The organism is Streptomyces sp. NPDC088732, from assembly GCF_044751205.1.
In the GTDB taxonomy this organism is placed as follows: Bacteria; Actinomycetota; Actinomycetes; order Streptomycetales; family Streptomycetaceae; genus Actinacidiphila.
Window position 1 is genome coordinate 166,737 of record NZ_JBIVLI010000021.1, and the last position, 13,301, is coordinate 180,037.

At 73.0% G+C, this 13,301-nt stretch carries 12 protein-coding genes and 1 pseudogene; 8 read left to right on the top strand and 5 right to left on the bottom strand.

The features are described from left to right. Nucleotides 1-48 precede the first annotated feature (48 nt). The 4 genes from ACIP9H_RS31570 (at nt 49) to ACIP9H_RS31585 (ending at nt 3,964) form a co-directional block, all read left to right on the top strand. Entirely contained in the window at nt 49-1,038 is a 990-nt protein-coding gene (locus ACIP9H_RS31570) for a pirin family protein (RefSeq protein ID WP_401596241.1), read from the top strand. After that, entirely contained in the window at nt 1,035-1,427 is a 393-nt protein-coding gene (locus tag ACIP9H_RS31575) for a tetratricopeptide repeat protein (protein ID WP_401596244.1), read from the top strand. The genes ACIP9H_RS31570 and ACIP9H_RS31575 overlap by 4 nt, the downstream gene beginning before the upstream one ends. Before the next feature lie 111 nt (nt 1,428-1,538). Then, on the top strand, nt 1,539-3,731 hold the full coding sequence (locus ACIP9H_RS31580; protein ID WP_401962201.1) for a VC0807 family protein: 2,193 nt from the start codon (nt 1,539-1,541) through the stop codon (nt 3,729-3,731). Between the two features lie 50 nt (nt 3,732-3,781). Next, nucleotides 3,782-3,964: a hypothetical protein gene (locus ACIP9H_RS31585; RefSeq protein WP_401962204.1), complete on the top strand. Its 183-nt coding sequence runs from the start codon at nt 3,782-3,784 to the stop codon at nt 3,962-3,964. A 108-nt stretch (nt 3,965-4,072) separates the two neighbouring features. Here the strand turns inward: ACIP9H_RS31585 and ACIP9H_RS31590 are convergent, their stop codons facing one another. Beyond that, complete coding sequence (locus ACIP9H_RS31590; RefSeq protein WP_401962222.1) at nt 4,073-6,301, bottom strand: MMPL family transporter; 2,229 nt, start codon at nt 6,299-6,301, stop codon at nt 4,073-4,075. Between the two features lie 332 nt (nt 6,302-6,633). After that, nucleotides 6,634-7,845, bottom strand: a complete 1,212-nt coding sequence (locus ACIP9H_RS31595) for a pyridoxal phosphate-dependent aminotransferase (RefSeq protein ID WP_401962207.1) — start codon at nt 7,843-7,845, stop codon at nt 6,634-6,636. A gap of 107 nt (nt 7,846-7,952) precedes the next feature. On the opposite strand from ACIP9H_RS31595, the gene ACIP9H_RS31600 reads away from it, so the two are divergent. From ACIP9H_RS31600 to ACIP9H_RS31615, 4 genes are all read left to right on the top strand, one after another. Then, nucleotides 7,953-8,570 carry a winged helix-turn-helix transcriptional regulator gene (locus ACIP9H_RS31600; protein WP_401962224.1) on the top strand — a complete coding sequence of 206 codons (618 nt, stop codon included), beginning with the start codon at nt 7,953-7,955 and terminating at the stop codon, nt 8,568-8,570. A 22-nt stretch (nt 8,571-8,592) separates the two neighbouring features. After that, nucleotides 8,593-9,381: a class I SAM-dependent methyltransferase gene (locus tag ACIP9H_RS31605; RefSeq protein ID WP_401596254.1), complete on the top strand. Its 789-nt coding sequence runs from the start codon at nt 8,593-8,595 to the stop codon at nt 9,379-9,381. Between the two features lie 59 nt (nt 9,382-9,440). Continuing rightward, nucleotides 9,441-10,916, top strand: coding sequence for a glycosyltransferase family 39 protein (locus ACIP9H_RS31610; protein WP_401962210.1), 1,476 nt, complete (start codon nt 9,441-9,443; stop codon nt 10,914-10,916). A gap of 365 nt (nt 10,917-11,281) precedes the next feature. Further along, nucleotides 11,282-11,977, top strand: a complete 696-nt coding sequence (locus tag ACIP9H_RS31615) for a DUF4232 domain-containing protein (protein ID WP_401962213.1) — start codon at nt 11,282-11,284, stop codon at nt 11,975-11,977. An 85-nt stretch (nt 11,978-12,062) separates the two neighbouring features. Here the strand turns inward: ACIP9H_RS31615 and ACIP9H_RS31620 are convergent, their stop codons facing one another. The 3 genes and pseudogenes from ACIP9H_RS31620 to ACIP9H_RS31630 all read right to left on the bottom strand — a co-directional run. After that, nucleotides 12,063-12,503, bottom strand: coding sequence for a hypothetical protein (locus ACIP9H_RS31620; RefSeq protein ID WP_401962215.1), 441 nt, complete (start codon nt 12,501-12,503; stop codon nt 12,063-12,065). 203 nt (nt 12,504-12,706) lie between these two features. Then, entirely contained in the window at nt 12,707-13,198 is a 492-nt protein-coding gene (locus ACIP9H_RS31625) for an MEKHLA domain-containing protein (RefSeq protein ID WP_401596264.1), read from the bottom strand. Further along, a pseudogene (locus ACIP9H_RS31630) lies at nt 13,191-13,301 on the bottom strand (ketol-acid reductoisomerase); the annotation flags it as partial. The gene ACIP9H_RS31625 and the pseudogene ACIP9H_RS31630, both read right to left, overlap by 8 nt.

Consider the following 13,301-nt stretch of genomic DNA (forward strand, 5'->3'; position numbering starts at 1 on the left):
AGGTCCGGCCCCGGACCCCGCACCGTTCCAACGAGCGAGGAGCGTCCCATGCCCGCCGTGACCGTGGAGAACACGCTGCTCCTGCCCCGCGTCGCCGAACCCGACCCGGCGGCCGCCCAGCAGCGCCCCGTACGCACCGTCACCACCGCCCCGCGCGGTTACGAGGGCGAGGGCTTCCCCGTGCACCGGGCCTTCGCCGAGGTCTCCCCGCGCATCCTCGACCCGTTCGTCCACATGGACCAGATGGGCGAGGTCGAGTACGCCCCGGGCGAGCCCAAGGGCACCGCCTGGCACCCGCACCGCGGCTTCGAGACCGTCACCTACATGATCGACGGCCGCATGGAGCACCAGGACTCGCACGGCGGCGGGGGCACCATCGCCGACGGCGCCACGCAGTGGATGACGGCCGGCAGCGGCATCCTCCACATCGAGACGCCGCCGGAGGAACTGGTCGTCTCCGGCGGGCTGTTCCACGGCATCCAGCTGTGGGTCAACCTGCCGCGGGCCCACAAGTGGAACCCGCCGCGCTACCAGAGCATCGAGGGACCCGAGGCCGCGCTGCTGTCGTCCCCGGACGGCGGCGCGCTGGTCCGCGTCATCGCCGGCGACGTCGCCGGGCACCACGGACCGGGCAGCACCTTCACCCCGATCACCCTGGTGCACGCGACCCTGAGCCCCGGGGCCCGCCTGGTCCTGCCCTGGCGTTCCGACTTCAACGCCCTGGCGTACGCGCTGTCGGGGCGCGGCACGGCCGGCGCCGAACGGCGCCCGCTGGACGCGCACCAGCTCGCGGTCTTCGGGGCGGGCGACACCCTGACGCTGGAGGCGGCCGCCCACCCGGACAGCCGCACGCCCGACCTGGACGTGCTGCTGCTCGGAGGCCGTCCGATCCGCGAACCGGTCGCGCACTTCGGGCCGTTCGTGATGAACACCAAGGCCGAGGTCCTGCAGGCGATCGAGGACTTCAACAAGGGCCGGCTCGGCTTCGAGCAGGCGCCCCGCATGCCGCACACCGCACCCGGAGAGGAGCTCACGTGAACCCCGTTCGTTTCGAGTCCCACGAACCCTTCGAGTCCTTCGAGTCCTTCGCGGATGCCGAGGAGACCACGGCGGAGCGCTGGGAGCGCGCCGGGCTCTTCTTCGAGGCCAAGGAGTACACGGAGGCCGCCCGCCTGCTGACGGACGTGGTCGAGGAGGTCCCGGAGCAGGTCGCGCCGCGCCTGCTGCTGGCCCGGGCGTACTACCACTCCGCCCAGCTCGGCCGCGCCGAGCAGCAGTTGCGGGCGGTGATCGAGCGCGACCCCGTCGAGCACTACGCGCACCTGATGCTGGGCCGCACCCTCCAGCGGCAGGGGCGCGGCGACGAGGCGACCCCCTGGCTGCGGCTGGCCGCGGCCTTCTCCGGGGAACTGCCGCCGGAGGACTGAGGCCGTCCCCGCGGCGCCGCGCCACCGCCTCAAGGCCGGGCAAAATGCCCGGTCCGGGCGGTGGCGCGGCACATGTGTTCCCCCGGACATCGGTCGGCAACGGGGGAAATCATGTCCGGACCATCACGCGCGTCCTCGGCGCTCGGCTGGGCGCTCACGATCCTGTGCACCATCGTCCTGCCCGTCGTGACCTACGACGTGCTCACCGACGCGGGCCTGCCGGAGTTCTCCGCCCTGCTGATCTCCGGTGTCCGGCCGGTGCTGGAGACGGTCGTGTCGCCGGCCTGGCGGCGCAAGGCGGACGAGTTCGCGATCATGACCTTGATCTTCCTGGCCATCTCCGTGGTGGTCACCGTCGTCGGGCCGCACTCGACGCGGCTGCTCCTGGTCAAGGACTCGGCCGTGACGGGGCTGTTCGGCGTGGTCTGCCCGGGCAGCCTGCTCGCGCCGCGGCCGCTGATGTTCCCGTTCGGCCGGAGGTTCGGCACCGACGGGACCAAGGAGGGCGCCGCGCGCTTCGACGGCCTCCGGCGGTACGCCGGCTTCCGCCGTGTCATGAGCACCGTGACCGTCGTGTGGGGGACGGCGTACGTCCTGGAGGCCCTGACCCGCGTCGGTCTGTCGTACCGGCTGTCCACCGCCACGATGGTGACGCTCAACTCGGTCCTGGCGTACGCCGTCACGGCCCTCCTCGTCGCCTGGACCGTCCTCTACGGCCGCCGATGGCCGCCCGCGGCCAGGAGCGCGCCCGGCAGGCGGCGGCCCCGGAAGCGGAGGGCGGGTCGGCGGCATCGGCCGGGTCCGGCGGGGACGGGGCATTCGGCAGTCCGGGCGTCTTCAGGACCCTCCGGAGGCGCCACGGGGTCCCCCAGCGCGCGCCCGTCATGGCGGGACGGTAGACCAGCAGTCATGGATACCACGCACGAACAGCGCAGGCCGGTGGTGAGCACGGGGAGCGGCTCCGTGCGCGGGGTGGTCGAGGAGGGCGGGGTGACCGCCTTCCGCGGGATCCCCTACGCGGCGTCGCCGGTGGGCGACCTGCGGTTCGGCGCGCCGCGCCCGCACCCCGGCTGGAACGGCGTGCGGGACGCGGCGCGCTCCGGACCCGACGCCCCGCAGCGGCGCAGCCGGATGGAGGCGGTCCTGGGGCCGCACGAGCCCCATGTCGACGAGGCCGGCTGCCTCAATCTCAACGTCTGGGTGCCCGACGGCGCCCTGGACGCCGGCGCGCCGCCCCGGCCGGTGCTGTTCTGGATCCACGGCGGCGGCTTCACCAGCGGTGGGGGCGGCTGGGACCTCTACGACGGCGGCCGGCTGGCGGCGCTCGGCGGGATCGTGGTCGTCACCGTCAACTACCGCCTCGGCCCGCTGGGTTATCTGCACCTGCCGGACATCGGGGCCGACAACCCCGGCAGCCAGGACCAGGCCGCCGCGCTGCGCTGGGTGCGGGACTCCGTCGCGGCCTTCGGCGGCGACCCCGACCGGATCACCGTCGGCGGCCAGTCCGCCGGGGCGTACTCGGCGCTCGGCCTCGCGCTCGACCCGGGGACGCGCGGGATGGTCCGGGGGGTGATCGGCGAGAGCGGCCCGTGGGCGCTGGAACCGCAGGACCCGGCGGAAGCGGCCGACGCCGCCGCGCACTACCTGCGCCTGGCCGGGGTCGCCGCGGCGTCCGAGCTGCGGGCGCTGCCCGTGGAACGCCTGCTGGAGGCGTACGCGCGCCTCGTGGTGGAACGCGCACAGCCGGGCAACACCGCGCCGCCGACCTACCCGGTGCGCGGCGGCGCGCTCGCGGCGACGGGATGGCGGGAGGCGGTGACGGGCGGCGCCCTGCGCGGCACGAACGTCCTGCTGGGCCGTACGCAGGACGAGATGACCGCCTTCTTGTCCATCACGTCCTTCGACGCGCCCCTGGACCTCGTCGCGGACCAGGTCTTCGGCGCGGGCATCGCCGAGATCGCCGGGCAGTGCGCCCGCGACGGGTCCCCCGCGTACGTGTACCGCTTCACCCGGCGGACGCCCGGGGACGGCACCATCGGGGGCACCCCTCTGGGCGCCACGCACTGTGCGGAACTGCCCTTCCTCTTCAACAACTTCCACAGTTTCCGGGACGCGCCCACGCTGGGACGGGTGGACGCGGCCGACCTCGACCTCGGGCGCGCCTTCGCGGGGGCCCTCGCCGCCTTCACGGCGACGGGCAGCCCCAACGGGCCGGGGCTGGAGCCGTGGGGTCCGTGGGAGTCCTCTTCGGCGGGAGCGGAACCGGAGCCGGAGGTCAAGCGGTTCGGTCCCGCTTCCCGATAACCCTTTCGGGGGATCGTACAGATATTCGAACACGGGATACGCTGCTCTGCATGTCGACCTCACACGACGAGCCAGCGCTCTTCTCCGACCCCGACCTCGCGGCTCCCGCCCCGGTCCGGGGACCCGCGCCCTCCCTCGACCCGTTCCACGCCCCCGCCGCCGGTCCCGCGGCCGGCCGGGCGGCGGGGGAGGAGCGGGAGCCGATACGCCCGCGCGCCGCGGTCTCCGGCTGACGGACGGTCCGCGGTTCAGCCGCCGGCGCCGCTGTCGTACCCATCGGGCCGGCCCGGCCCCCGCGGCTGCGGGGACCGGGCCGGGGGCGCCGGTCGCGGGCGGCGGGCTCAGCGGGCCGCGCCGGAGGGTGCCACGGGGAGCGGCACGCCCTCCGGGCGGGCCGGCGGCGGGGCGATCACCGTCTCGTCGTGGGTCATGTCGGGCAGCCAGTTGAGCCACGAGGGCAGGTACCAGTTGCGCTCGCCCAGCAGCGCCATCACCGCGGGGAGCAGGATGCCGCGGATGACGGTGGCGTCGATCAGCACCGCGAACGCCAGCCCCACGCCCATCTGCTTCATGCTCTGCATCGACAGCGTTCCGAAGATCGCGAACACCGCGACCATGATGAGCGCCGCACTGGTCACCACGCCCGCCGTCGTGGTGATGCCGTGCCGGATCGCTTCCTGGGTGCTCAGACCGCGCATACGGGCCTCGCGGATCCGGGAGACCACGAACACGTGGTAGTCCATGCTCAGCCCGAAGAGGATCACGAACAGGAACAGCGGCAGCCAGGCCACGATCGCGCCGACGCCCTCGGCGCCCACCAGGCCCGCGCCCCAGCCGTGCTGGAAGACCACGGTGAGGATGCCGTAGGCGGCGCCCACCGAGAGCAGATTGAGCACGATCGAGGTCAGGGCGATGGTCAGCGACCGGAAGGAGAGCAGCATCAGGAGGAAGGCGAAGACGACGACGAAGGCGAACACCGGGGGCACGGCGGCCCCGATCTTGTCGGTGAAGTCCATCGACGCGGCTGTCGACCCGGCCATGGGCGCGGTGACGCCGGCGAGCTTGCCGAGCGTGTCGGGACGGACCTGGTCCCGCAGGATCCGCAGCGATGACTCGGCCCTGGTCTCGTCCGTGCCGCCGGTCAGCGGCACCTTGAGGACGGCGACGTTCTCCTTGGGGTGCGTCTCGGTCTCCACCGGGCCGGGGCTGGCGCCCTTGGCCACCGCCTCGTGGCTGAAGGCGTCGATGGCCCGGCGCACCTCGGGCGCGGAGATGTCGGAGGCCTTGACGACGACCTGCGCCGGCTCGGGACCACCGGGGAACGCCGCTGAGATGTCCTCGTAGGCGCGGACGACCGGCAGCTTGTCGCCGAGTTCCTGACTGAGGGTCAGATTGGCGGTGTTCAGGCCCACCGCCGGCAGCGCGATGGCGATCAGTGCCCCGCCGGCGATCGCGGCGGACACGGCGGGGCGGCGCAGGACACCGCCGAGCACGGTGCCCCAGAAGCGGGACTCGCCGCTGCGGGCCCGGCCGCGCCGGCGCAGGAAGGGCACCCGGCCCTTCTCGACCCGCTCGCCCAGCAGGGACAGCAGCGCCGGGAGCACGGTGACCGAACCGAACATCGCGACGGCCACCACCATCATCGTGGCCAGGCCCATCGCCTTGAAGTCGCCGATACCCGTGAAGAGGAGGCCCGCCATCGCCACGATCACCGTCACGCCGGAGACCAGGATCGCCCGTCCGCTGGTCGCGGCGGCGATGCGCAGCGCGGTCTGCGGATCGTGCCCGGCCTCCCGCTCCTCCCGTTCACGGCGCAGGTAGAACAGGCAGTAGTCGACACCGACGGCCAGACCGACCAGCAGCATCACGGAGTTGGCGGTGTCGCTCATGTGCACCGCGTGGCTCACGACCGCGACCAGGCCGCTCGTCGCCAGGAAGGCGGTCATGGCGAGCGCGACCGGCAGCAGTGCGGCCACCAGGGCGCCGAAGGCGATCAGCAGGATGCCGAGCGCGACGGGCAGGGCCGAGTACTCGGCCCGCTGGAAGTCGCTGCCGAATGCGTCGTCGAACACCTTCTGCGAGCTGGCCTCGCCGAACTGCTCGACGGTGAAGTCCGCGTGCCGGTCCTGGACGCCGTGCACGGCGTCGACCACCGGCTGCACACGGTCGGGCGCGGTGTCCGGGTCGCCGCGCATGTCGAACTTCACCAGGGCCGAACGGCCGTCCGCGGACACGGCCTTGATGTCGTACGGCGACTGGACGGCGGTGGCCTCACCGGTGCCCTTCACCGCCGTGATGACGTCGTCGACCGTGGCCCGGAAGGCCGGGTCGGTCGCCTTCACGGCCGCCGCCCCCGACGCGGCCCGGACGAGCACCATCTCGCCGGCGGGCCCGTTGCTCAGCCCCGCGTCGTCCAGGATCCGTACGGCCTGGCCGAATTCCCCCGGGACCTCCTCGCTGTCCGTCACGTCGACCCGGCCGGCCATCGAGCCGATGGTCAGCGCGAGGACGACGAAGAGCAGCCAGCCGCCCACCGCCGTCCACCGGTGCCGGGCGCTCCAGCCGCCCATGGCGGCGGCGATCCCTTGCTTGCCGTGTGCCGTACTCGCGGTACGGACGCGGCCGTGTGCGCTTGCCACGGTGTCGAACCCCCTCGGAGCCGGGCCGTGGCACCTCACCACCGCCTCGACCACGACGTTATGGGCCTCCGGATCGACGCCCCATCCGGCTGACCGGTGACTCCGCGGCGGGTTTCTCCTCCCCGGGAAGTGGGGTAAACCCCCGCCCCCAGGTCCCGGTGTCCCCTACACGCACCGCCTGTCCACGGGCCTTCCGGCACGTGGCGGCGGTGGGGTCACCCCCCGGTCGTCCCCCGGTCGCCCACCAGCGCGGCGGGCCCGGATCACTGGCGGTAGCCGGCGAGGAAGCGGCCGATGCGGCTGATCGCCGCGTCGAGGTCGTCGGCGCGGGGGAGGGTGAGGATGCGGAAGTGGTCGGGACGCGGCCAGCTGAAGCCGGTGCCCTGGACCACCTGGATCTTCTCGCGCAGCAGCAGGTCCAGTACGAACTTCTCGTCGTCGTGGATGCGGTGCACCTTCGGGTCCAGACGCGGGAACGCGTAGAGGGCGCCCTTGGGCTTGACGCAGGAGACGCCCGGGATCTCGTTGAGCTTCTCCCACGCGCGGTCGCGCTGCTCGTGCAGCCGCCCGCCGGGCAGCACCAGGTCCTTGATGCTCTGCCGCCCGCCTAGGGCGGCCTGGATCGCCTGCTGGGCGGGCACGTTGGGGCACAGCCGCATGGAGGCCAGCATCGTCAGGCCCTCCAGATAGCTCTTGGCGTGCTGCCGCGGTCCGGTCACGGCCAGCCAGCCCGAGCGGAAGCCGGCGACACGGTAGGCCTTGGACAGCCCGCTGAAGGTCAGGCAGAGCACGTCGGGGGCGAGCTGTGCGGCCGTGTGGTGCACGGCGTCGTCGTAGAGGATCTTGTCGTAGACCTCGTCGGCGAAGACGACCAGGTGGTGCCGGCGGGCCAGGTCGAGCATGCCCTCCAGCAGCTCGCGCGGATACACCGCGCCCGTGGGGTTGTTGGGGTTGATGATCACCAGTGCCCGGGTGCGGCCGGTGATCTTCGAGGCGATGTCGTCGAGGTCGGGGAACCAGTCGGCGGACTCGTCGCAGACGTAGTGCACCGCCTTGCCGCCGGCCAGATGGGTCACGGCCGTCCACAGCGGGAAGTCGGGCGCCGGGATCAGCACCTCGTCGCCGTCGTCCACCAGGGCCTGCACGGCCATCTGCACCAATTCGGAGACGCCGTTGCCCAGGAAGACGTCGTCCACGTCCACCTCGGCGAGGCCGCGCTCCTGGTAGTGCTGGGCGACCGCGCGGCGCGCCGAGAGGATGCCGCGCGAGTCGCTGTAGCCGTGCGAGGCGGGGAGGGTGCGGATGATGTCCTGGAGCAGTTCCTCGGGGGCCTCGAAGCCGAACAGCGCGGGATTGCCGGTGTTGAGCCGCAGGACGCTGTGCCCGGCCTCCTCCAGTGCGTTGGCGTGCTCGATGACCGGACCGCGGATCTCGTAGCAGACCTCGGCCAGCTTGCTCGACTGCTTGTACTCCATGCGACGGCCTCCCGGTCCGGTCCCGCACCCCGCTGTGTCAGGCACAGGCTACTGCTTGGTTTTACCAAGTGCGAGCTTGGAAAGTCCAACTCTTTGTCTACACTGGGATCATGCCGCGCCGAAGTTACGACCAGTACTGCGCCGTCGCCCGTGCCCTCGACACGGTCGGCGAGCGCTGGACGCTCCTGATCGTCCGTGAGCTGCTCGCGGGCCCCCGCCGGTACACCGATCTCCACGCCGACCTGCCCGGCGTGAGCACCGACGTCCTCGCCTCCCGGCTGAAGGAGATGGAGCGCGACGGCCTGGCCACCCGCCGCCGCCTGCCGCCCCCCGGCGCCGCGTACGTCTACGAACTCACCCCGCGCGGCCGGGACCTGCTGTCCGTCCTCGGTGCGCTCGCCGCCTGGGGGGCCGACGACCTGGGCGAGCCCCGCCCCACCGACGCCGTCCGCGCGCACTGGGCCGCCGTGCCCCTGATGCGCCGGCTGGCCGCGCTCCCCGGACTGCCCGGCGGAGTGGTCGAGGTCCGCCTCGACGAGGGCGCCTTTCACATCGAACTCGGCGGCATCACCCCGGCGTACGCGGACGGACCCGCCAAGAGCCCCGACGCGGTCCTCGCCCTGCCGGCCGGCGCCCGCGCCCTGCCCGACGCGCTGGGGGACGGAGCCGTCGAGGTGACCGGGGAGGGCCCCCTCGCGGAGGCCCTGCGCGGGGCCGGGGCCTGAGACCGCGGGGTACCGTGCTCCCATGGGACGCCGCAGCGTGGAACTCGGCCGGGTTCAGGAGACCCTGCTCATACCGCTGTTCGCCCGCGCGGCCGAGACGGCCCGGCGGCGGCCGCTGACGCGCGACCCGAAGGCCGTGGAGCTGGTGGAGTCCCTGGACTACGACTTCTCCCGCGTCGGCGGCGGCCTGAGGCTCCTCGGGGCGGTGTTCCGCGGCGTCATCCTCGACGCCTGGGTCCGCGAGTTCCTGGACGCCCACCCCGCGGGGACGGTCGTCGAGCTGGGCTGCGGCCTCGGCACCCGCTACGAGCGGCTGGACAACGGCACCGCCACCTGGGTCGAAATCGACCTGCCCGATGTCATCGCGCTCCGCCGCGAGCTGCTGGAGGAGAGCGGACGGCGGCGCATGGTGGCCGGCTCCGTCACCGAACCCGGCTGGACCGCGGCCGTCGGGGCCGCGCCCGGACCGTACCTGTTCGTGTCCGAGGCCGTGCTCGTCTACCTCACCGAGGCGGCGGTCAGGACCGCGATCGGGCTGGTCACGACGCATTTCCCCGGCTCCGTCCTGCTCATGGACACCGTCCCCGCCGCCGTCGCCCGCCGCGAGCGCGCCGTCAATGTCGCCTGGAGCTGCGAGGACCCGCGGGAACTCGCCGACTGGGGACTGCGGTTGCGTGACTCGCGCGCCCTGTGGGAGCTGCCGCCGGAGGCCCGCACCCGCCTCACCCCGGGACGCCGGGTACTCAGCGGACTCCTCAACCACCTTTCCGCAAAGGGTGGTTCACGCTTCAGCCGGTTCGACATCGACTGAGCAAAGGCCCTTGGCCCCCGTCGCGGCGCCCCGGTACCGTCGTCGCCGGGGGTGGGGGGATGGCGTCGACGGCTGGGCGGCCGGCAGTGGTGGCGTACGCGACGCGACCGGTCGCGCTGGTGGCCCTGGTGCTCGCGGCGGTCCTGACCGCGCTGTCGGGGCGGTACGGCTTCCACCGCGACGAGCTGTACTTCCTGGTCGCCGGCGACCACCCCGCCTGGGGCTACGTGGACCAGCCCCCGCTGACCCCGCTCGTCGCGCGGCTGTCGACGTCCGCCTTCGGCGACAGCCCGGCCGGGCTGCGCGTCGCGGCGACCGCCGCGTGCGCCGCGATCGTCTTCCTGGCCGCCGCCATCTGCCGCGAACTGGGCGGGAGCCGCCAGGCGCAGGTGCTCGCCGCCGTCTTCACAGGCGTCTCCGGATTCATCCTGGCCGTCGGCCACATGGTCTCCACGGCCACCTTCGACGTGCTCGCCTGGCTCGGGGTCTGCTGGTTCGTGCTGCGGCTGCTGCGCACCGGGGACGGCCGGTGGTGGCTCGGGGTCGGCGCGGCCGTCGGCGTCGGCCTGGAGAACAAGTACCTGGTGGTGCTGCTCGTCCTCGCCCTGTTCTGCGGGCTGCTGCTCACCGGGCCGCGCCGGGTCCTGCGCGGCCCGTGGCCCGCGGCGGGTGCCGCGCTCGCACTGGCGCTGGCCCTGCCCAACCTGTGGTGGCAGGCCCGGAACGGCTGGCCGCAGCTCACCGTCGCGGGCGGCATCAGCGCCGACGACGGCATGGAGAACCGCCTGCTGTTCGTCCCCGAGCAACTCCTCTACCTCTCCCCGGTGTTCGTCCCCGTCTGGATCTCCGGCGGCCTGCGGCTGTGGCGCGACCCGGAGCTGCGCTGGGCCCGCTCCTTCGCACCGGCCTACCTGATCCTGTGCGCCCTGGTGCTCGCGAGCGGCGGCAAGCCCTACTACGCGCTCCCGCTGCTGGTCGTCCTGCTCGCCGCGGGCTGCGAGCGCTACGCCGCGAAACCCCGGGACACGGTTCTGCCGGTCGCGCTGACGGCCGTGCTGACCGCGCTGCTGTCGCTGCCCGTGCTGCCGGCGGGCGCGGTCTCCGTCGTGAACGCCATCAACGCAGAGCAGGGCGAGCAGATCGGCTGGCCCCGCCTCGCGGACGCCACCGCCGAGGCGTGGGCCCGCATCCCCGAGGCGGACCGCGGCCGCGCCGTCCTCCTCGCCCAGAACTACGGCGAGGCAGGTGCCCTCGCCCACTACGGCCCCTCGCGCGGCCTGCCCGCCCCGTACTCCGGCCACATGAGCTTCTACGCCTGGGGCCCGCCCCCGGACTCCGCCGACGGCCCCGTCCTGCTGGTCCGCCAGCGCGACGCCGACGGCATCGAAGCCCACTTCACGGGCTGCCGGCAGGTCGGCACGGTCGACAACGGCCACGGCGTCGACAACGAGGAACAGCAGGCCGCCATCGTCCTCCGCGACGGCCCCGCCGCCCCCTGGTCGACCCTCTGGCCGTCGCTGCGGCACTTCTACTGAGCCCCGCGGCGGCCAAAAGGCGGTGTGACCTGAAACGTCGCGCACCCTCCTTCCATACGGCCGTTCCCATGTCCCGGCCGCTTCTTCACGATCGCCGGTGGCCCGGAACGCCCGCCACCGGCACGCCGCATACCCGTGGAACGCAATAGAATTTCGGTGCCGAATTCCGAATGGCATTGGCGCGGATATCCATCGGGAAATCGTGAAGGTTGGCCCGGCCGGATCCTCAATGTCCGCGGATCGTAACTGCTCATCAGTGGTGCTGTCACGGCGCCATTTCTGGCTGGCGTCGTGCCGGAATGCATTGCCAAAGTGGAGTCCGTGACGGGGAGAAGCCCCGGCACGGAAAAGAAAGCAGGCACGTCATGAAGGTCTCGACCGCACTCCGCGCCATACCCGTTCTCGCTGTGGCGCTCGCCGCCCTCACCGCGTGCGGGCCGGAGACCGGCAAGGCCGCCGGAAGCTCTTCGGATTCCTCTTCGGGGGCGGCCCAGGGGTCCTCGTCGTCGGCGGGTGTTGCTTCGCCCACCTCCCGGGGCGATCGCAGCGGGGAGGACTCACCCTCCGACGGGGCCGTGACGAGGGACCGTTCGGGCGCGCAGGACGCGGACTCCGAGGCGGTTCGCGACGGTGGGCCCCAGCGGTGCACCTCGGAACACCTGCGGGTTTCCGTCGAGAACCAGGACAGTGGCGTGGGCAGCACGCACTTCCAGTTGGTGTTCCGGAACACGGGCACTGCACCGTGCACCCTGGCGGGCTTCCCCGGGGTGTCCTTCCGCGGCCGTGACGGCGCCCAGATCGGCGCGGCCGCCGACCGTGCGCCCGGAATGCGTGCCACGAGTGTCACCTTGATCCCCCGTGCCCACGCGGCCGTCGACGCACAGGCGCTGAACGGGCAGGCCGGACTCTCCGACGCGCAGTGCCAGTTGACGAGCGTGTCCTTCCTGGCCGTTTTCCCGCCGGAGTCGCGGGAGCAGATCGACGTGCCGTGGAAGACCTCGGAGTGCGGCGTCCGTGGCGCACACGGCCTCCAGACCGGCCCGGTCCACCCCGTCCGCTGACCCCCGATACGGGAGCCGCCCCCCCGGCGCCACTGTTCCCGGCCGGCCCCCACGTCGGGGCCGGCCCCGCCTCCTTTGGAGCCCGTCACGGGATACGGCTCAGTCGCCGGCTTCGAAGTCGAGTCGCCGGGCGTCGTCGGGGAGCCGGGGGACCGGGGGTCCGTTGCGCCAGCTGTCGTCGCACGCCGGCACGGCATCGACGAAGGGCCTCGGCGGGCGAGGCCGGGACGCGGATCTCGCTGCTGCCGCGGGGCGCACTTGGTGCGGTGTCGTTCGCGGTGTCGCACAGGTCGCACGGGTGTGTCCCCAGGGCGGCGTTGACGTACTGGCCGTGCAGGATGCGGTCGAGTTGTTCCTCGAAGCCGGCAGGGGGCAAGCCGGCGTCGAAGGGGTGGTCGGCCGCGAGCCAGCCGACGTTGATCCGCGTGCAGCGGGGGGTGAAGGTCACCGCGCGAGTGCCCTCGCCCTCCCGGAAGGTGTCTTCCGGATCGTCGACGTAGGGGCTCAGGTCTACGTGGAAGGTCACCGCTGATCTCCAGCAGGTCCTGTCGCGCCGCCCGCGGCGGCCGCAGGGAAGGCACGATGGGGAACCGCATGGCACCGGGTCGTTTCGGAGCGGTTCGGCCGGCCGCGACGAGTGCGGCGACGCCGTCCCCGGTCGGGGTGGACGACCCGCCGTGTGGTGCAGCGCTGTGTGCCCGCGCCGCCCCCCGCCTCCAGCGGAAGGCCTCAGGCGGCCGACCAGGTGCGGAACACGGCGGCCTGGCCGTGATGGGTTCCGTCGGCGTCCGTCAGATTCCACATGCAGACGTCCTCGATCCGGAAGATCCGGCCGTCCTTGCGCAGCCGCAGCCCCCGGTATCCGTCGGCGTAGCCGAGGGCGTTCACCGACGCGAGCAGCGCGTCCCGGTCCGGCTGTGCCTCGGGCGCTGCCGACCGGCGCGAGGGAAGGCCGATGAACTCCTCCCAGGTGTAGCCGAAGGACCGCTGCGCCGTGCGGTTGGCGTAGACGAACAGCGGGTCGGCCGACGCATCGTGCGCCAGCAGCCCGAAGGGCGCCTTCTCGTACAGCCACCGGGCCGCTTCGGCGTCCGACGCCCACACCGGCGGGCCCAGGCTGACGCCCACCAGGCGGCGGTAGCTGCCCAGGAGGAGGCTGGCGAAGCACGGATCCCCGCGCCGGTCGGACGGCGCGGGGATCCGCGGGGAGGGGTCAGTCACCGTTCTCGACCCAGCTCATGAGCTTGCGGAGCTTCTTGCCGGTGGTCTCCAGCAGGTGGCTCTCGTCGGCCTTCTTGTACTCGTTGTACTTCGGCAGGCCGGC